Raw genomic sequence first — 18,511 nt, 5'->3', positions numbered from 1 at the left:
AAAATTAAAGAAAACGGATCGAGCTAATGATATTGGATAGGTCGCTGAAGGTCTCATCCCCAATTTCCTCATCTGAATTATAAGTAGCGAGTAGCATTTGTTTCTGGTTTGCTATGATATAGGCAAGCCATTCTCTGTCTTCAATTCTAAATTCGCAAGCCCGAATGGAGGTTCCCTCCTCGTTTTCAAACTCAGCTACCATCTCTTCGTCATAAGCAATGCCATGAATTTTGAGATAGTTTTCAAGTTCCTGGTTTACATCAAAAGAATCTACTTTTGACTCAAACGCATAAAATTGCAAGGCACCGCCTGATTCCGGTTTAAAGAAGGCTGGAATTTCCTCGACTACCATATGCTCCCAATTAGCGGGATACAAAAGAGAATACCATCCCTGTGGTGATCGGAATTGTTTGTACATAGGTCTTGTCATAGAAATAAGAAATCCCTTTTCTTTCCAAGAAACTTGGCCAATCATGACAGTAAAATGATTTTCAAGCTAAGGGAATGTACTTTGATTCGGTTTTCGAAATTCCTCTTCCTCCTTTTCCTTCTGCCGACTCATTTATTTTCCCAGTTTGCGGGTTATTCTCAGGCAGAGTCTGGGAGTTATAATGCGGCTCTCTTCTCTAATGGAGCGGGGTTGCGTGACCCAATGGCAAATCTATCTGGAAATCCCGCTTTTTTGGTTTCGCACGGAAAAAACCTAGCAGAGGCAGGTGGAATGGGGATTTCGGCCGAGAAAGCCCTAGGACCTGTCATCTTCAATGGGGGCGGCTTCTACAGGATTACGGAATCCTTTGGTGTGGGTGTTCGTTTTAAACCGGTTTATACACGATTTTTTCCTTCCGACGAGAGATTGATCAATTATACGGGACAAACCGTACTGAGTTATAAATTCAATGATTCTATTTTTTTAGGAGCGGGACTCGGACCGAGCGTTTCGACCCGACCAGGTGGTTACAGCACATACTCCTTGAATGCTTTTGCATCCATTGGAATCCTCTTTGAAAAAATATCATTGGGAATGGTGGCTGAAAGTCCTGGCACGAACCAGTTTAGTCAATATCTCGGAACAGATACTTTAAAAGAAAGATACCCGGAGAAAATTTCGCTTGGGATACAATATGATCTCAACCAAAGTTTTTTTATTTATGGCGAAATGGTAAGAACCTTTTGGGAGCACGCTATGTTTTCGCAAAATGGTTTAGAAGAAAAGCCACCATTTCCCGTAAGTAGCTCTTACTCAGGCACTTTCGGTACGGGATACCATATCCTTCCGAGTTTGGATTTCCTCATGGCTCTATCAAAATTTTACAACGCGACAAGCAATGGGGCTCTCGATCCTGTGTACGGTTTGTCCGCGGGCATCAAATCAGAAATATTACCTTCCGTTTTTGGAGCCGGGGTTCTGGGAAGTTTATATCTACAGAGAACAGGAATCAGAAAAACTCTAGAGTCCTATGAACCAGAGACTCGTCTTGGCTTTCAAATCCAGACCCAATTCGAAATTGCAAAATCCGACATAAATTCGTCTGGCATTTAAGTAAACTGCTATAAATATATACTCTTCCTCTAGGTATATGTGTAAATTACGTACACTATGTAGAAAAATCCATGATTAATCGGCTTTTTAGAGCGAGATGCCTAGTCGGTACGATTTTTGCAATGCATAAAGGAAAGGTACACCAATGGTTGATTTCAAAGTATCAAAACGTATGCTCGTAAACTTCCGAGGCCAAAACAAGGTCGTTGGGGGTTTAACAGACAAAGATAAAATTTCCATTCTTCTTTATATATCCAAAGAATTCGCAAATCTAGATAAGGAAGATCAATTATTTTCAAAAGTAATGCTCATTTGCCAGGAGATTTTCGAATCGGACAATACGACACTCAGGTTATGGGACGGTGAATTTTTAGTCCCCGTCAAGTTTGTAAAAGAAACAGAACCTCCACGAAGAAATTTAAAATCAGGAGAGGGGTATTCGGGTACGGTATTCGAATCGAAAAAATCAATCCTTGTCAATGACCTAAGTAGGTCTCCCGATTTTATTGATGAAGAGGAGAAAACGAGATCCGTCATGTGCGTTCCGATCATGCAAAAGGAAGAGATACTTGGGACTCTCGCAGTCGAAAGCAATCGAGAGAATTTTTATCTAGTCGATGATTTGGAAATTTTAGAGGCCTTAACTTCTCAGCTCGCATTGGCATTATCAGGCGTTAGGTTGATAGAGGGTTTGGTGACTGCACGTGCTAGAGAAGCAGCGATTTTGAACCAATTAGAATGGGATCTGAAGATGGGGCGAAATGTCCAAAGTCAAATCCTACCGCAGGACTTGAGCGCTTGGAATGGTGTTTATTTTGCTTCGCATTGGGAACCGATGGCCGAAGTCAGCGGAGACTTAGTCGATATTGTTCGGCAGGGGCATTCCTTAACTGCCATCAATATAGATGTCTCTGGTCATGGCATTCCAGCAGCACTCGTAACGATGGCCATCCACCACCAGTTTCGTCGTTCTGTCATGGCAGGGCTTGGTCTCACAGAGATCATGGAAGAGCTTGGGGAAAATTTAAGGGAACAATTGCCTGAATCCACTTACTTTACTGCTTTTATGGTTCGGATCTTTAGTGATTATACCTTTGGGTATGTGAATGCAGGGCACCAACGAATGTTACACTACAAATCGGCCGATGATGCTTTTGTATCCTATGATACCAAAGGTGTCCCACTCGGCATTTTACCAGTGCGCAAGTCTGATTATGAAGAAAAGCAAGGCAAACTGGATCCAGGCGATTTCCTATTACTGATTTCGGATGGTTTCAGTGAACAAAGAAATCTGAAAAAAGAAGAAATTGGTGCAGAAAGATTACAATCCTGGTTGCATGATGAACGTCAGAAGCTGATGGAGGATGGGAAGGGAAAGGTAGATCTGCAACGCCTATCTCAGAATTTTCTGAATCGATTTCGAGCCTACCAAGGAGATGCAAAGATCGGTGACGATTTATCTTATTTATTTTTATACTGTAGTGATTCATTGCCGGAAGCTTCGCATTACATTCAGTTAGCGAAACAGGCGAATACAAAAATGAAAAATGAGGATGCTTATGCCCTCGCATCAAAAGCATATTCGATTGATCCCTCTTTAAAAGAAACGCTGATGTTTCTTGGAAAGATCCATTATCGAGACGGCAACTTTATAGAAGCGATACGTTATTTAGAAGCATATTTGAAAACATCTGGCGATAACACCGCAAGTTCCCATTTTATGATGGGAAGGGCTTATTATAAGGCAGGAAAGATTGCGGAAGCAAAACGGGCACTCAAGATGTCACTCTCTTCCGATCATTCTTTTTCCAAAGCAAGTATATTACTTGCCCAGTGTTATCTAAAAGAAAATGCGAAACCCAAAGCAATTAAGGTATTACAACAAGGTGTCAAGAATACCCCGCAAAGTACGGAGTTACGGGCATCGCTCATTAAATTGGAAAACCTCTCCAAAAAGGCTAGTTAGGTGGTTGATATGTTAAGAAAGAAGAATTTATATTTTCTTCTGTTGTTTGTGAGTTCACTTTTTTCATCCTCCCTATTTGCGGATGATATTTCGATAGAAAAATTGCAAGAAAGGCTCACTGCCTTGGAAGCAAAACAAGAGACAGCTGCGCTGGAAGCAGATTGGGTCTGGACTTGTATCGCTGCTTTCCTTGTTTTCTTCATGCAAGCTGGATTTGCTTACGTTGAAGCCGGATTCACGAGAGCTAAAAACGTGGTAAACATTCTAATGAAAAACTTTTCCGATCTAACTGTGGGCGCATTTGCATTCTGGCTCGTTGGTTTTAGTATCATGTTTGGTCCGCAAATTTTCTCTGGCATTGGTATCGGCTTTCCAAGAATTGCAGAAGGACTACTTAATACAGAATCAGGAGATATGGATCCCGGGAATTACACTTTTTTCATGTTTCAAATTGTTTTCGCGGCAACAGCTGCAACGATTGTCTCGGGAGCGATGGCCGAAAGGACGAAGTTTGCTGCCTACCTTGCATTTTCTGTTGTGATCACTGGACTCATCTATCCTATGTTTGGCTCGCTTGCATGGGGAGGTTTATTCGGTAAAGCAGGCTTTCTTGAATCATTAAATATTGGTGCTGGTGCCGATGGTGAAGGTGCAAATTTCCTCGACTTCGCGGGATCTACCGTTGTACACAGTATAGGCGCTTGGGCAGGTCTTGCCGGAGCCATAGTTGTTGGACCAAGACTTGGGAAATTCCAATCCGATGGTCGGGTTTTTCCGATCCTTGGGCATAATATGTCGATGGCTGCCATAGGTGTTTTCATTCTTTGGTTTGGATGGTTCGGCTTCAATCCAGGTTCCACGACCTCAATCAAAGGCGGGAGTTTTGCTCAGATTGCAGTCGTGACTCATATGGCTGCCTGTGCCGGAGCCATCAGTGCAATGGCTTTAACCTGGTTCTTATTTCAAAAACCTGAGATTGGACTGACTTTAAACGGGGGCTTGGCAGGTCTTGTTGCGATCACGGCACCTTGTGATAGCGTGAGCATCACAGGAGCAGTTTGTATCGGACTTGTTGCAGGAATCCTAGTGGTTGTGAGTGTACTCTTCTTCGATAAAATTAAGATTGATGATCCGGTTGGCGCTGTTTCCGTACATGGAGTCTGCGGCGCCTGGGGAACACTCTCAGTAGGTTTCTTTAATCTCAAGAGTGGTTTGTTTTACGGGGGAGGATTGAACCAACTTTTTGCCCAGTTTACGGGGGTATTGCTTGCCTTTGTTTGGGCATTTGGTATAAGTTTGGTGGTTTTTTATCTCATCAAAGTGACCATCGGGCTTCGCGTCTCGGAAGAGGAAGAAATCCTCGGATTGGATATTTTGGAGCATGGAAACGAGGCTTATCCCGTTTCTAAATAATCCTTGACCTTGGCTTCCCAAATTGGGAAGCCATTTATGTGCCGCGGATATTCGTAATCCTCCTTTTTCTGCTACCCATTATTGGTTGTTTTGAATACGAAGAAACGATTTTGTTTCGAAAACCAAATTCAGGGACGATCGAAATTTCGTATACAGTCCCACTCAAAAAAGAATCTGCCGAGTCCTTAATCAAATTCTTACCAACCGATCTCGATTCCATTCAGAATAAAATCAAGGGAAAACCAAACGTTGGTTTATTGATTCGTGATTTCAATTTTCGGGAACTTGAAAAATCAGAAATGCTCGAATCCATATTTAAAAGAAAGGGCCGTGTCTCGTACAAAATTGATTTTGAAGATCCAAGCCAGCTAGAGGGAGTTCTTGTTGGAAATTTTTCCGCTAAGGTCAAACTCAGATCTCTAGTAGTGAAAAGAGAATTTCCGAATCTTTCTGATTATAAAAAAGGAGAGGAAAGTGTCGGAGAAAAGAAAATATTAGGTGAAACGATTCGGCTTCTAAAGGATGGAAAAATGCAATTCCGAGTCCTCTTTCCAAAAGATTCTGAGTGCAATTCCAATCGAGGAGCTGTCGGTCTCGGCAATGTATATTATTCGTTTCTTTTGCAGGACACCTTAGAAAATCCCGATACAAAAAGCTGGGATTATAAGATTCGCTTTTACTAAATTAGATTTAACTTCTTACAAGTTTCAATATAGAGATCAAATCCTTTTAGGTTTTTTTCCTCAGGTATATAATGCAATTCATGTCTCAAGTAACGGTCAACAATGGCTGTCGGAAGCCTCATTTCATTCTGTATGATTTTATCCAAGTTATCGAGCCCGATGGTTAACGATTTCAGAAGCAACTCATCGCTAACGGGTCTTTCTTTCGGATAGGCCCAAAACGCAAAACAAAAGTAAAGTCCTGTGACTTCATTCCACCAGCTTGCTAAATCTATAATCTCATAATCCTTGGAAGTAGTATGAAGGAGTGCGTGGTCTCCAAAAAGAAGATGTGAGCCCTCACTTTTTTTCATCATGAGCTGAATCTCTTCTGCTTTTGTGGGAATCACGTTTAGAGTTAACTTATGTTCTAAGTAAAATAAGCACTGTAAGAGGGCAACACTTGCTCGTGAACCGCTATCCGTATAAATAAATTCTGGCAATTTTGATTCATTTCGATTTCGATAGAATAACACAGAGCGAACAAAATTTTTTGCACAGACTCCAACTTGTTTTGAGTAAGAAAGAACCGCCTTGTTTCGTTCACATTCAATCGATGAAATGAGTGCCAGATCCAATTCTCCTGCCTTGAGGAGTTCTACGAGGACACTCGGATTCTCAGAGATGATGTCATACTCGCTTGAATTCTCAAAATAATAGGTCAGTGGTCTAGCGTTGAGGTGCTTCACGATTCCGATTCTCATACAACCATGGGATTTTAAAAAACGACTTGTCATAGTAGAAAACTAAGGTGTTCTATCATTTGCGAGGCTCCATTGGACTTTAGAGCAACCTTAAACACGATCGGCGATCCTGAATTTGAATTCATCAAAGACTTAATTTATAAACAAGCAGGTATCTTTCTTGCTCCTCATAAAAAGATTATGGTCCAATCTCGGCTCAATACACGCCTTCGTTCCTTGAACATTGCATCGTATGAGGAATATGTAAATTTACTCAAAAAAGATCAAAAATTTGCTGCTGCCGAAATGCAGGAATTGATCAATCGTCTAACCACAAACAAGACCGATTTTTTTCGAGAGAATCATCATTTTGAATTTTTACGAGATGTCTTTTTCCCTGCATTAGAAAAGGCATCTCAAAGTGGTGGAGCTAAGTCACTCAGAATCTGGTGTTCCGCAGCTTCAACTGGGGAAGAGCCTTATTCCCTTGCTATCTCCGTTTACGATTTTTTTCAAAATAAGCCAGGATGGAATTTAAAAATCATTGCCTCTGATATTGATACGGCAGTGCTTAAAACAGCCGGGGAAGGTGTGTATCGATCTGAGCGTTTGGACCCTGTGAGCGAGGCTTTAAAAGCAAAACACTTCATAAAAACAACAAACGGTGAACAAACGTTTTACGAAGCGAAGGCCCACTTAAAGGCACTTGTAGAATTTAAACAGATCAATTTGCTAAACTACCCATTTCCTATCAAAGAAAAAATGGACATCATCTTTTGTCGAAATGTAGTCATTTATTTTGATAAGGGGACCCAAAAAACTCTATTTCAACATTTTGATGAGCAATTGAAACCGCTTGGGTATCTTGTTTTAGGTCACTCGGAAACGATGTTTGGGATTTCGGATCGGTTTAAATTTTTGGGTCATACCATTTACCAAAAAAAAGTTTAAGAATCCTCCCATAACTTTCTTAATTGTTTCAACATTTCATACGGTTCATATATGACCACGCGCGTATTTGCAAACACGTCTAAAAAACCCGCTTCATTTGGAAATCGAGGCACGATATGCTGGTGGATGTGCGGAATGGAACCACCACTATTTTTTCCTAGATTATAGCCAAGATTAAAACCAGAAACATGCCAATGTTTCTCCAGGACAGAAAGGCATTTTTGTGTTAGGTTGTGAATGTCAAGTGCTTCCGCCTCTAACAATTCAGAATAGCTAGTGATATGACGTTTGGGAAAGATGATGATGTGCCCTGGATTGTAAGGATAGAGGTTTACAGAGACGACGGAGAGATCGGTTTCAAAAATGGTCAGGTTCGGAACAAGAGCATCCTGATCTCTCACACCACATAAGATGCAGGCCACGGGAGGTCTATCCCCCTTTGCATAACTGAGCTTTCCTACACTAAAAAGATTTTTTCTATGTGAATGTTCTTCGAAGGAACCCATCAATACTTTCACCATCGCTTGAGTAATAAAGGATTGCAAGGATTTTGAAAAATATGAACAAAGAAAGTATCAAAGTGATCCAATCCCCTCACATTCCCGTTCTACCACGGCAGGTACTCAGCCTTCTTTCCCTTTCCCATACGAATCCTCCAAAATGGATTTTGGATGGAACTGCGGGCGAAGGAGGTCATTCCAAGTTGATTTTAGAAACCTTTCCAGGCGTAAACCTGCTTCTCATCGATCGAGATGCGACGATGCTCGAACGTGCTTTGGCAAATTTGCAAGGTTTTGAGTCGGTTCACCCCTTCCAAATGAACTTTTCGGAAGTGAATGACGAAATCCTGCAAAGCGTTGGCTGTCTTGGTTTGGATGGCGTGCTCGTCGATTTAGGTGTCTCTCTATTTCATTTTTTACATTCTGGAAGAGGGTTTACATTCAAACAAGAGGAGCCATTGGATATGCGTTTGGAGCCCGTACTCGGAAACCAAACGGCAGCTGACATTCTGAACTATAGCAGCGTTCTTACATTAAAAAAAATCTTTTGGGATTTTGGAGAGGAGAGATGGGCACTCAAAATCGCAAATAATATTGTTCAAATACGCCAAAAGACTAAGTTCCAAACAAATTTGGACCTAGCCAAAATCGTAGAAGCATCCATCCCCAGAAAATTTTGGCCTAAGGAATCCCACCCAGCGACGAAAGTGTTTCAAGCCCTTCGCATTGCCGTAAACGAAGAATTGGTTCATGCAGAAAAAGGAATTCGAAGCCTTTCGAGTCTTCTTGTTCCTGGCGGAGTGATTGCGTGCATCTCTTTTCATTCCTTGGAAGATCGTATTGTTAAGTGGGCATTCCGAGACTTGGAAGCAAACTCGGACTTTTCCATTCTAACAAAAAAGCCAATGATTCCGGAAGACGAAGAAATTCGTACGAATCGGGCATCTCGGTCCGCAAAGCTGAGAGGATTGCAAAGAGATTATCCGATACTTGATACAGATGAATTTTAAATTTATCCAAAACATGCCCTCATTTTCCGTTATAGCATTCCGCTTGGTTTTACCCTTGGAGCCACTCTTATACCTGATGCCTTTTTATGCTCTTTTTTACTTTAGTGTCTGGCAAGGGATCGAAACTGCCAAATGGAAACGATTGATTCACGAAAAGGCAATCGAAAAGGAAGATCTCATCCGAAGAAATGATGATTTAAAAATTGGGATTGTCTCGTATACATCGGCAGAGAGAATTGAGGCTTTGTATCGAAGGACCTATCAATATCTACCGATAAGTCTAGGGAATCGAATCATTACGATTGAGCTTCCCGCAGAGCCGAAAGCCGTAAAGAAGGAACCATTTTGAAAATTTCAGAAATTATAAAAAAGTTCCCAGAAATCAAACTTCGGAAAGGTGATCCCGAATTTGAAATTTCTTACATTTGGGCAGATACGCGCCTAACAAAAAAAGACGACATTTTTGTTTTACCAGAGGGACAGAGCGAACGTTATACTGCTTATTTAGAATCATTGTTCCAGCAAGGGGTAAAAACAGTCCTCATCCAATCGGGACAGATCAAAATTCCAGGTTTAGAAAATTTCGAGAATATTTTGGAGAGCGACCAGTATTTGGGAGACACACATGGTAAAGTTGCTCATTTACTCGCAGGCTCTCCGAGTAAAAAACTAAAAGTTATTGGAATCACAGGAACGAATGGAAAAACATCCTTAACCTTTATCCTCTTTCATATCGCCACAAAACTTGGAAAAAAATGCGGACTTATTGGAACGGTTCACATTCGCATCGGTGATGAAATTAAGGAAACAGGTTATACGACGCCAGATGCCTCTTCCCTAAATCTATTACTGAAAGAGATGATCACCAAAGATGTGGAATATGTTTTTGTCGAAATGAGTTCCCATGGTCTAAAATTAGGGCGAACAAGTGGTTTAGATGTACAAGCTGTCGGTTTTACAAATCTGACACAAGACCACTTAGATTTTCATCATGATATGGATGATTATCTGAATAGCAAGTTTAAGATCTTCCAATTATTAGAACAATCCGCTCTCAAAAACAAATTTGGTATTGTTGCCTCGGACGTTGCGGGCGGTCCAGAGATGATTGAGAGATTAAGTGAAGCAAAATTCACCTCTCCAATTTACTTACTCGGTGCTACTGGAGAATTTAATTATACACATACAAAGTTAAGCATTTTAGGTAGTGAATTCCGACTTCATAGAAAGGAAAAAAATTTACCATTCATTCATGTTCGTAAAGTATCCACCAATTTGCTTGGAAATTTCAATGTCTTCAATGTAAGTTTGGCTTCTTTTATTGCTTCGGAATTGGGTTTTGGCTGGGAAGCGATTATAAAAACCATTGAGGTCATTCCCACTGTTCCAGGCCGATTCCAAGTTGTAAAATCCCCAGATTTAAGCCGCATTGCAGTGATTGATTATGCGCATACTCCCGATGCACTCGAAAATATTCTGAAGAGTTGTATGGAAATCTCATCCAAACAGATTATATGTCTTTTCGGATGCGGAGGCGATAGGGATCGTACGAAACGTCCGATCATGGGACGCATTGCTGAGGAATATTCTGATTACGTAATCCTTACTTCTGATAATCCCAGAACCGAAAATCCAAAAATAATTTTGGAAGAAATCGAAGCAGGCTTTTCAAGAGGATTCAAGCGTTATGAGACGATTCCAGATCGAAGGCAGGCGATTGAAAGAGGTGTGGCACTTTTGGAAAAGGATGGAATCCTTGTTGTGGCAGGAAAAGGTCACGAAACCTACCAAATCATCGGAAAAGAAAAATTTGAATTTATAGATTATGAAGAAGTAGAGAAAGCATTTCACAAAATTTAACATTTAGGTCGATAAGAAGGGTATATGTTTCACTGGATTTATGATAGTTTTGGAAATGATCTCGGTATCTTAAGAATATTTCAATATGTAACCCTTCGGGCAATGATGGCGGGGCTTACATCTATGTTCATTACCTTTCTATACGGTCGCTTTATGATCGATTTTTTAAAATCTTTGAAGTTTAAAGAATCCATTAGAAATGATGGTCCGCAGTCCCATGCTTCCAAGTCGGGTACGCCCACGATGGGTGGCTTAATCATGATCATCTCTCTAACCATCTCCGTTTTGTTATGGGGGAATTTGAAAAATTTAAATGTGTTGTTGCTGATGGGATCTGCTATTTCATTTTGTGCATTGGGCTTTATGGATGATTACTTAAAATCCGTGAAAAAAGTGAAAGGTGGCATGCGAGCGAGAACCAAATTTTCAATCACGATTTTGATCGCCATTAGTGTCACTTCCTTATTCTATTTCGTGACAGGGAGCCCAAACACTGTCGCAAGTAAGGGCATACTTTTTGAGATAACCGATCTCTTTCTTCCCTTTTTGAAGGGACCATTTCTAAATCTTGGAATACTCGCGATTCCTTTTGCCATTCTCGTTCTGATAGGTAGTTCTCATGCAGTCAATCTGACAGATGGACTTGATGGGCTTGCCTCTGGGACTGTTGTGATTGCCACGGCAACAATGGCGCTTCTCGCGTATGTTTCAGGAACTCCGATTGCTGCAAATTATTTACATATTCCTTACTTACCTGGCGCTCACGAGTATGCCGTTTTTCTGGCGGGACTCAGTGGTGCTTTGATTGGCTTTCTTTGGTTCAATTGTCATCCCGCTCAAGTTTTTATGGGGGATACCGGCTCTTTATTTCTCGGCTCCACCTTGGGACTCTCTGCGATTATGTTAAAGAAAGAAATTTTACTCATCATACTTGGTGGTATTTTCGTCGCAGAAGCTCTCAGTGTGATCCTTCAAGTCGGCTCATTTAAATTGCGCGGGAAAAGAATTTTTAAAATGGCACCACTGCATCACCATTTTGAATTAAGTGGATGGTCAGAAGAGAAGGTAGTCATTCGATTCTGGATCATTGGTATCATACTTGCTATCGTTTCCTTATCAACTTTGAAAATCCAATAACAATGTTTCAGTCATTTGGTCAGTTTTTTAAATATGGAAACAAAAAAATTGACCTACCGTTCCTTTACGCTATCTTCATTCTCTTTGGATTTGGTGTCATCATTATGTTTAGCGCCTCAGTAATACCCGCCGAAAGGGAGTTTGCTGATCCTTATTATTATTTAAAAAAGCAGCTTGTGTGGGGCGGAGTAGGGATATTATTTTTTTTGGTTTTCATTCAAGTCCCTTATCAAATTCTCGTTAAATTTTCCTTTCCCTTTTGCCTTTTCAGTATACTTTTATTAATCTCCGTTTTCATACCTGGTGTAGGAAAATCAGTTGGAACTACTTATGGTCGAAATTTTAACCGATGGATTCAGATTGGTGGATTTCAAATTCAGCCATCAGAATTTAGTAAGATTAGTTTATTGTTATTTCTATCCTTATTCTTTCAAACTTTCGATCCTAAAAATATCAAATGGACAAGAAAAACTCTCATTTCTATTTTTACCATTTCTTCCATTTTGATTTTGATCGTCATAGAACCAGCATTTGGTACAACCGTTGAAATTTTAACTGTCATTTTCTTTTTTGTCATTATGACTGGCTTTCCCATGAAACGCATTTTGTTATTAAGTATTGCCACATTACCTCTGTTATTTGTTCTTGTGACGCAGGTGGGATATCGTAAAAAAAGATTAGAAATTTGGCTTGATCCTTATAAATATCGATTTGATGAAGGGCATCAACTTGTAACATCCTTTCGAGCATTTTTTGATGGTGGCACGTTAGGTAAGCCGATTGGTTCTGGCTATTCACATAGATATTTAGCTTATAGCCATACAGATTTTGTTTTAGCATCCTTTGTTGAGGATTTTGGCTTCCTTGGCTTTTCAATCTTTCTTGCGGTTGTTCTATTTTTGCTGCTTAGAATCTATTCGTTATTGCAGAAAGTTAAGGATAAACTAGGTTTTTATTTAGGGACGGGAATACTCCTCCTGCTTGCCATTCAGTTCCTGATCAATTTGTACGTAGTCACTGGACTTTTTCCTGTGACTGGTATTTCCCTTCCTTTTTTAAGTTACGGAGGATCATCTCTGATCACAATTTTTATATTGATGGGAATTCTTGCCAATATAACGAAAAGTGAGAATTTGGCATTATGAGTGAAACAGTTTTGATTGCCGCTGGTGGAACAGGTGGGCATATATCTCCAGGCGTGGCTCTCGCGGAAATTCTAATCAATAAACGTGAGCACTTCAAAATCTCAGATGTATATATACACTCTTTAACGCGTAATAAGGATAATCCTGATTTAATATCACCGCCGTGTGAAGTTCTTTGGCATAGTATGCCTCAATTTAAAGCGGTTTACTTTCTCATATTTCCGTTTCAATTTTTGATTCAGTTTGTAATAACTATCTTTAGCTTTCAAAAGCGAAGCATAACGTCGGTTATTGGTATGGGCGGGTATTCAAGTTTGCCTGCCATCTTATATGCCATATTATTTCGTAAAAAATTATTTCTGTGCGAGCAAAATTGCATTCCAGGTAAAATTACAAGGACCTTCCATAACTTTGCAAAAAAAGTGGCATTGAGTTTCCCGATAAGAGAGGAAGTTTTCAAAACAAAAGAATCTAGTGTGATTGGAAATCCCATTCGTTTGAAGGTGATTCCAGAACACTTGAATATTCGCCAGAACGAAAATCTACATGATAGTAAAAAGAATATTTTAAACGTATTGGTCTTGGGTGGCTCACAAGGAGCTCGACAGTTAAATAATATGATTTTGAAAACAATGGAAAATCCCGAGATTTCACAAAAGTTTAAATTTCGCTTATTGACTGGAAATTCTCTTTATGAGGAAACAAAAAATAAATCGAAGGGAAATACGGAAATCATTTCTTATTCAAACGATATGAAACCAAATTATGAGTGGGCAAATATCGTTGTTGCTCGTTCGGGAGCGGGTGTTCTTGCGGAGTGCTTAGTGTATGGTCTTCCGATGGTTCTCATTCCTTATCCATTTGCCGCAGACAACCACCAAAAGGAAAATGCGGAATATGTCGAAAACCAGGGTGCCGCGGTGATTATTCATTCGACGTCTGATGACCCGAGTCCCCTCGTGAAACATTTATTAGATTGGAAAACAAATCCTGAACAATTAAAAGAAATGGGTCACAATTCTTTAAGATTGTCAAACGTGAATGCCGCGTATTTGACCATTTCTTATTTTTTCCCACACTAGCATGAAATTTTCAATCCTTCCTGGTGAAACTGGCCTTTTGCTTGGAATTGGAGGCAGTGGCATGTCAAGCCTTGCTCATATTCTTATGGATATGGGCTATACCGTTTATGGTTACGATAAAAAAGAATCAGAAGTGACAATCCATTTAGCAGAAAGGGGAGCGATCATTTATCCTGATTTGGATTCAATTGATATCAAAAAAATTAACTTTGTAGTCTTTAGTTCTGCCATCAATGACAAGAACCATGAACTTTTTCAAGAAGTCAGCAAATTGAGCATTCCTATGTATCATAGATCAAATGTATTACATAAGATCTTCTCATTAAAGAAGTCCATTTCTGTGGCGGGTTCGCATGGCAAAACATCTACGACTGCGATGATTGCTCAAATATTGCTAGAAGAGGAGTATGATCCAACGGTTATGCTAGGTGGAGATACTTCGCTTTTCGGTAAAAAAGGTGGGAAATTTGGTAATGAAGAATGGGGAGTCTATGAATCTGATGAATCAGACGGTACTTTTTTACAGCATAAAGCTGAAATAAGAATTATAACAAATGTAGATAATGACCATCTTGATTTTTACCATTCCTTGGATAAATTACAACATGCATTCCTACAATATATTTCACCGACCTTAGCTGGGGTAGCCATCGTACAAGGACAGGATTCTGGTATCAAATTCGTTTTAAACCATATAACATCGGAAAATAATTTTGACCCGAATTTTAAACTTTATGCAATTTTTCCAAAATCAGAAATTTCAAATACGGAAACAGCAAAGCTAATCCAAAGTTTAACGAATAAACTAGCGGATAAGTTCCAGATGATAATCTACTCCATCGAGGAAGGCGGTTGTCGTTTTCAATTTTTAGAAAAAGAATTTTATCTATCCTTACCGTTTAGTGGTTCACATTATTTAACGAATGCTTTATGCGCAGTTCTTGGATCAAATGTTGTTGGAGTATCTCCGGAAAATTCGATAAAAACCCTTTCTCGGTATGTTGGAGTCAAACGTAGACAGGAAGTGCTTGGAATAAAAAACCAAGTGAAAGTGATAGACGATTATGGACATCACCCTACAGAAATCAAAACCGTTATCAATTCTTTGAAGCAAGAGTTAGTTGATGGCGGGACACTTATCGTACTATTCCAACCGCATCGCTATTCCCGCACATCGATCCTTCAAAAAGAATTAGCTGCGGCACTTGATTTTGCAGATTACTTATTCCTATTGCCCATTTATACGGCAGGAGAAAATTTAATTCCCGGTATTTCAGCCGAAACCATTGCAAAACATCTCAAATTAAAAAACGTAAAACTCTTAAAAGGTGAACCTAGTCTTGATATAGAAGTTATTGAAAATCAAACGAAAAGTGGAGACATCCTACTCTGTATTGGTGCTGGGAATGTTCGCGATTGGGGAATCGTATTTTTAAATCATACTAAAACGTAATCAGCATCGGAGAAACTTCTTCAATAGGACCTCTGAAATTTAAATGTCCCATTTTTCTACCGACTCTGCCTTCTTCCTTTCCGTAGAGATGAAGTACATACCTATCATCTCTTAACAATTCGAAAATAATGGTCATATTTTCTTGGTATTTATCTCCGATGATATTTTTCATCACTGTGGGCTTGGGATGTTGAATCGTAGGTCGAAATTGATCCGTAATTGCTGCTATATGTAGTTTAAATTGTGATACACTGCCACAATCTTGAGAAAAATGTCCAGAGTTATGGGGTCGGGGTGCAAATTCATTTAAGTAGATTTCCGTACCTTTGATAAAGAATTCAACACCCATCGTTCCTACATAACCTAGTGACTCTGCTAGAGCCTCAGCGATTTTTACTGTCTGATCGGATAGAGCTCCGTCAATTCTTGCCGGAAAAATCGAAAGATCTAAAATATGATTCTTATGTATGTTTTCAATCGTTCCAAAGGATTGGACTTTTCCATCGATAAATCTTGTTAGGATGACACTTACCTCAAGATCGAAATTAATTTTTTCTTCAATTAAATATTCTTCATCACCTGATTTAAAAGCAGACTCGAGAAACATTCTGAAGTCTTCCATTGAATTTATTTTCGTTTGTCCTTTCCCATCATAACCAAAGCGTAATGTTTTAATGATCCATGGAAATGGCAAATTACATACCTGATTGGTTTTATTTAAGAGAGCGAAGTTTGGAGTTTTTAATCCAAGCTTTTTTAAGTGTGATTTCTCAAGGTATCGATCTTGCGCAATCACAAGTGCTTGTGGATTAGGATAAATTTTAATATTTGATTTTGACTGGAATGAAGTTAAAAAATCGAGAGTAGCTTTTGGAATGTTTTCAAATTCAAACGTGAGGATGTCAATTCCGCGTAAAAAATCAGAAAGATTTGCTAGATCGGAGAATGCACCTTTCGTAACGGGCACTCCGATTTTTTCAATTGGAGAATGAGCATCAGGCGAATAACAAAAAAAATCAATACCATGATGTAATGCTTCTTCTGCCATCATTTGACCCAGCTGACCTGAGCCTAACACTCCAACTTTTAATTTTTTCATAAAATTAGAGAGTCAATTTATCGTTGAATGAGAGTGCCTCATTCTTTTGTTTATCTGCGAAAACTTCGAGTTCTTTCACAAGTCCTGGATTTGAAAGTGCCAGGATACGAATGGCAAGGAGAGCTGCATTTGCGGCTCCACTCGTTCCAATCGCCAAGGTACCAACTGGAACACCTTTAGGCATCTGAACGATGGAGAGCAAACTGTCTTTACCCGAAAGTGCTTTGGAAAGAATTGGGACACCAAGTACGGGTAAGGTGGTTAGTGCGGCTGTCATACCAGGTAAATGTGCAGCGCCACCAGCTCCGGCAATGATCACAGAATATCCGGCTCCTGCAGCGGATTTTGAAAATTCATAAAGTCGATCTGGAGACCGGTGAGCTGATACAATTTCCTTATCGTATGGAATTCCGAAGGATTCCAAAACGAGACAGGATTCCCTCATTGTTTCCCAATCAGAGTGAGAACCCATAATCACGGCAACTTTGCCTACTACCTTTGACATATGCTAATTCTCTTTGACTGCACTCTTCATCAACTCTTAAATGCAAGAAAGCAATCGACAATTCGTTCCATTTTCATAGAACGAGAGCCTTTTATGAGGATCGTTGAGCCTTTCGGATGGCGTTCATGCGCGATCTTCACAAACTCTTCAAAGTTAGAATGTGCATCAGAAAAAGAAAAATTGTTCCCTATTTTGCGTTTCGTGGCTATCCACTCTGCGTCTTTCCCATAAGTAATGAGCGTAACCTCTGGATACTGTCTTAAGGCTTCACCGATTTGTTCATGGTAGTATTTGGAAAATTTACCTAGTTCCTTCATGGAGCCAAGTACCAACACAAGAGGTTTCTTGTTTGCTAACTGGTAACTAGCTTGTATGGAAGATAACATGGATTCTGGATTCGCATTATAGGTATCATCGATTATTTGAAAATAACCTCTTTTTATATGCAATCGTCTCGCAGGTGGCTTATAGTTTCCAATAGCCTTAGCTATTTTTTGATCCTCTATTTTTAGGAAATTGCCAATCTCAACCATTCCTCGGACGTTACTCAGCAATGTTTTTCCAGGAATTTTCCACGTAATTTGATGTCCCTGATAATTTAGTTTAAATCCATTTTTATATTCTTGCACAATTTTCAATTTGGAAGAGGATCCATTCTTCCAAAACTGAAGGAGGATTCCCAGTTTTTTGGCTTTTCTACTTACAATCGAGAGATGATTTGCATCTTCTGGTAAAAACAGTATAGAACCTTTTTCCATTCCAAATAAAATGTCTGATTTTTCTTCTGCGATCCTTTCTGGAGATTTCAAATTTTCTACATGGGCTGATCCGATATTTGTGATCAACGCTAAATTTGGCTTTGACATCTTTGAGAGTCTTTCAATTTCTCCTCTTTGGTTCATACCCATTTCGATGATCGCTACTTTAGTATATTCCGTGATTCGAAATAAGGTAAACGGAACCCCGATCTCATTATTGAAATTTTTTTCCGTGATTACGACATCTCGTTTTTTTAAAAACTGAAATAAATTTCCGAGAAGTTCTTTTGTTGTTGTCTTACCGCTTGAGCCTGTCACGGCGATAAGAAGAGGTTGAAATCGCTTTCTATGAAATTCTCCAAGTTTTCCTAAACTAACAAGCGTATCTTCTACGAAGATCGCTTTCTGTAATTGCGATTCATTTAGTTTATTTAGGATTTTATTCTTTTTCTCGCATAGAAAACCGCTAGCTCCACGACTGAGGGCATCGATGATAAATTCATGTCCGTCTCGTTTGTCCTTTAGGGGAATGAACAAAGATCCCGTTTTACATTCCAAGGAAGAAGTAGAAATGGATGTAAAAAATAGATCCGATTCGATCCTTTTGAAATCGTTTGGATCCAAAACTGCCAGAATGGTTGACAAAGAATAGCGAAAGGTTGTGATCATATGACTCCTGACCAA

Annotated in this window: 18 protein-coding genes; 12 read left to right on the top strand and 6 right to left on the bottom strand. The window is 39.6% G+C overall.

Annotation, left to right across the window (positions count from 1 at the left end):
- Nucleotides 1-4: 4 nt before the first annotated feature.
- Complete coding sequence (locus tag EHQ58_RS14560; protein WP_135624683.1) at nt 5-430, bottom strand: hypothetical protein; 426 nt, start codon at nt 428-430, stop codon at nt 5-7.
- A gap of 81 nt (nt 431-511) precedes the next feature.
- Between EHQ58_RS14560 and EHQ58_RS14555 the strand changes: the two genes are divergently transcribed.
- The 4 genes from EHQ58_RS14555 (at nt 512) to EHQ58_RS14540 (ending at nt 5,605) form a co-directional block, all read left to right on the top strand.
- Complete coding sequence (locus EHQ58_RS14555; protein WP_135624616.1) at nt 512-1,543, top strand: hypothetical protein; 1,032 nt, start codon at nt 512-514, stop codon at nt 1,541-1,543.
- 145 nt (nt 1,544-1,688) lie between these two features.
- Nucleotides 1,689-3,509 carry a GAF domain-containing SpoIIE family protein phosphatase gene (locus EHQ58_RS14550; protein ID WP_135624615.1) on the top strand — a complete coding sequence of 607 codons (1,821 nt, stop codon included), beginning with the start codon at nt 1,689-1,691 and terminating at the stop codon, nt 3,507-3,509.
- A gap of 9 nt (nt 3,510-3,518) precedes the next feature.
- Entirely contained in the window at nt 3,519-4,922 is a 1,404-nt protein-coding gene (locus EHQ58_RS14545) for an ammonium transporter (protein ID WP_135624614.1), read from the top strand.
- Between the two features lie 38 nt (nt 4,923-4,960).
- Entirely contained in the window at nt 4,961-5,605 is a 645-nt protein-coding gene (locus tag EHQ58_RS14540; protein ID WP_425460487.1) for an LIC11874 family lipoprotein, read from the top strand.
- Here the strand turns inward: EHQ58_RS14540 and EHQ58_RS14535 are convergent.
- A complete protein-coding gene (locus EHQ58_RS14535) occupies nt 5,602-6,348 on the bottom strand; it encodes a menaquinone biosynthetic enzyme MqnA/MqnD family protein (protein WP_135624613.1) in 747 nt (248 codons plus the stop codon). The two genes, EHQ58_RS14540 and EHQ58_RS14535, sit on opposite strands and share 4 nt — an antisense overlap.
- Nucleotides 6,349-6,420: 72 nt before the next feature.
- Here EHQ58_RS14535 and EHQ58_RS14530 point away from each other — a divergent pair, with 72 nt between their 5' ends.
- Nucleotides 6,421-7,278, top strand: coding sequence for a CheR family methyltransferase (locus EHQ58_RS14530; protein ID WP_135624612.1), 858 nt, complete (start codon nt 6,421-6,423; stop codon nt 7,276-7,278).
- Here EHQ58_RS14530 and EHQ58_RS14525 read toward each other — a convergent pair.
- Nucleotides 7,275-7,784 carry an HIT family protein gene (locus tag EHQ58_RS14525; protein WP_135624681.1) on the bottom strand — a complete coding sequence of 170 codons (510 nt, stop codon included), beginning with the start codon at nt 7,782-7,784 and terminating at the stop codon, nt 7,275-7,277. The genes EHQ58_RS14530 and EHQ58_RS14525 overlap by 4 nt on opposite strands.
- A gap of 74 nt (nt 7,785-7,858) precedes the next feature.
- Here EHQ58_RS14525 and rsmH point away from each other — a divergent pair, with 74 nt between their 5' ends.
- Genes rsmH through murC form a run of 7 tightly spaced genes read left to right on the top strand, consistent with a single transcriptional unit; the run spans nt 7,859 to nt 15,465 of the window.
- Entirely contained in the window at nt 7,859-8,788 is a 930-nt protein-coding gene (rsmH, locus tag EHQ58_RS14520) for a 16S rRNA (cytosine(1402)-N(4))-methyltransferase RsmH (protein ID WP_135624680.1), read from the top strand.
- A gap of 13 nt (nt 8,789-8,801) precedes the next feature.
- Nucleotides 8,802-9,137 (top strand): hypothetical protein, encoded by a 336-nt coding sequence (locus tag EHQ58_RS14515; RefSeq protein ID WP_246047369.1) that lies wholly within the window; start codon nt 8,802-8,804, stop codon nt 9,135-9,137.
- Nucleotides 9,134-10,648, top strand: coding sequence for a UDP-N-acetylmuramoyl-L-alanyl-D-glutamate--2,6-diaminopimelate ligase (locus tag EHQ58_RS14510; protein ID WP_135624610.1), 1,515 nt, complete (start codon nt 9,134-9,136; stop codon nt 10,646-10,648). The genes EHQ58_RS14515 and EHQ58_RS14510 overlap by 4 nt, the downstream gene beginning before the upstream one ends.
- A 24-nt stretch (nt 10,649-10,672) precedes the next feature.
- Complete coding sequence (gene mraY, locus EHQ58_RS14505) at nt 10,673-11,785, top strand: phospho-N-acetylmuramoyl-pentapeptide-transferase (protein WP_135624609.1); 1,113 nt, start codon at nt 10,673-10,675, stop codon at nt 11,783-11,785.
- Nucleotides 11,786-11,787: 2 nt separating this feature from the next.
- Nucleotides 11,788-12,930, top strand: a complete 1,143-nt coding sequence (locus EHQ58_RS14500) for an FtsW/RodA/SpoVE family cell cycle protein (RefSeq protein WP_167883641.1) — start codon at nt 11,788-11,790, stop codon at nt 12,928-12,930.
- Nucleotides 12,927-14,012 carry a UDP-N-acetylglucosamine--N-acetylmuramyl-(pentapeptide) pyrophosphoryl-undecaprenol N-acetylglucosamine transferase gene (locus EHQ58_RS14495; RefSeq protein WP_135624608.1) on the top strand — a complete coding sequence of 362 codons (1,086 nt, stop codon included), beginning with the start codon at nt 12,927-12,929 and terminating at the stop codon, nt 14,010-14,012. The genes EHQ58_RS14500 and EHQ58_RS14495 overlap by 4 nt, the downstream gene beginning before the upstream one ends.
- 1 nt (nt 14,013) lies before the next feature.
- Nucleotides 14,014-15,465: a UDP-N-acetylmuramate--L-alanine ligase gene (gene murC, locus EHQ58_RS14490; protein ID WP_135624607.1), complete on the top strand. Its 1,452-nt coding sequence runs from the start codon at nt 14,014-14,016 to the stop codon at nt 15,463-15,465.
- Here murC and purK read toward each other — a convergent pair.
- Genes purK through EHQ58_RS14475 form a run of 3 tightly spaced genes read right to left on the bottom strand, consistent with a single transcriptional unit; the run spans nt 15,455 to nt 18,496 of the window.
- Nucleotides 15,455-16,564, bottom strand: a complete 1,110-nt coding sequence (purK, locus tag EHQ58_RS14485) for a 5-(carboxyamino)imidazole ribonucleotide synthase (protein WP_135624606.1) — start codon at nt 16,562-16,564, stop codon at nt 15,455-15,457. The two genes, murC and purK, sit on opposite strands and share 11 nt — an antisense overlap.
- Nucleotides 16,565-16,568: 4 nt before the next feature.
- A complete protein-coding gene (gene purE / locus EHQ58_RS14480) occupies nt 16,569-17,069 on the bottom strand; it encodes a 5-(carboxyamino)imidazole ribonucleotide mutase (RefSeq protein ID WP_135624605.1) in 501 nt (166 codons plus the stop codon).
- Nucleotides 17,070-17,098: 29 nt separating this feature from the next.
- Nucleotides 17,099-18,496 (bottom strand): UDP-N-acetylmuramoyl-tripeptide--D-alanyl-D-alanine ligase, encoded by a 1,398-nt coding sequence (locus EHQ58_RS14475; RefSeq protein ID WP_135624604.1) that lies wholly within the window; start codon nt 18,494-18,496, stop codon nt 17,099-17,101.
- Between the last annotated feature and the right edge of the window lie 15 nt (nt 18,497-18,511).

This window comes from Leptospira ognonensis, from assembly GCF_004770745.1.
In the GTDB taxonomy this organism is placed as follows: domain Bacteria; phylum Spirochaetota; class Leptospiria; order Leptospirales; family Leptospiraceae; genus Leptospira_A; species Leptospira_A ognonensis.
The sequence above is the reverse complement of the archived record's forward strand: the minus strand, read 5'-3'. Positions and strand labels throughout refer to the sequence as shown.

Bases quoted from the DNA above. Each gene is read 5' to 3' on its own strand.
- EHQ58_RS14560 (WP_135624683.1), bottom strand. From the start codon at position 430: ATGACAAGACCTATGTACAAACAATTCCGATCACCACAGGGATGGTAT.
- EHQ58_RS14550 (WP_135624615.1), top strand. From the start codon at position 1,689: ATGGTTGATTTCAAAGTATCAAAACGTATGCTCGTAAACTTCCGAGGC.
- EHQ58_RS14545 (WP_135624614.1), top strand. From the start codon at position 3,519: ATGTTAAGAAAGAAGAATTTATATTTTCTTCTGTTGTTTGTGAGTTCA.
- EHQ58_RS14535 (WP_135624613.1), bottom strand. From the start codon at position 6,348: ATGAGAATCGGAATCGTGAAGCACCTCAACGCTAGACCACTGACCTAT.
- EHQ58_RS14525 (WP_135624681.1), bottom strand. From the start codon at position 7,784: ATGGGTTCCTTCGAAGAACATTCACATAGAAAAAATCTTTTTAGTGTA.
- EHQ58_RS14515 (WP_246047369.1), top strand. From the start codon at position 8,802: ATGCCCTCATTTTCCGTTATAGCATTCCGCTTGGTTTTACCCTTGGAG.
- mraY (WP_135624609.1), top strand. From the start codon at position 10,673: ATGTTTCACTGGATTTATGATAGTTTTGGAAATGATCTCGGTATCTTA.
- EHQ58_RS14500 (WP_167883641.1), top strand. From the start codon at position 11,788: ATGTTTCAGTCATTTGGTCAGTTTTTTAAATATGGAAACAAAAAAATT.
- EHQ58_RS14495 (WP_135624608.1), top strand. From the start codon at position 12,927: ATGAGTGAAACAGTTTTGATTGCCGCTGGTGGAACAGGTGGGCATATA.
- murC (WP_135624607.1), top strand. From the start codon at position 14,014: ATGAAATTTTCAATCCTTCCTGGTGAAACTGGCCTTTTGCTTGGAATT.
- purK (WP_135624606.1), bottom strand. From the start codon at position 16,564: ATGAAAAAATTAAAAGTTGGAGTGTTAGGCTCAGGTCAGCTGGGTCAA.
- purE (WP_135624605.1), bottom strand. From the start codon at position 17,069: ATGTCAAAGGTAGTAGGCAAAGTTGCCGTGATTATGGGTTCTCACTCT.
- EHQ58_RS14475 (WP_135624604.1), bottom strand. From the start codon at position 18,496: ATGATCACAACCTTTCGCTATTCTTTGTCAACCATTCTGGCAGTTTTG.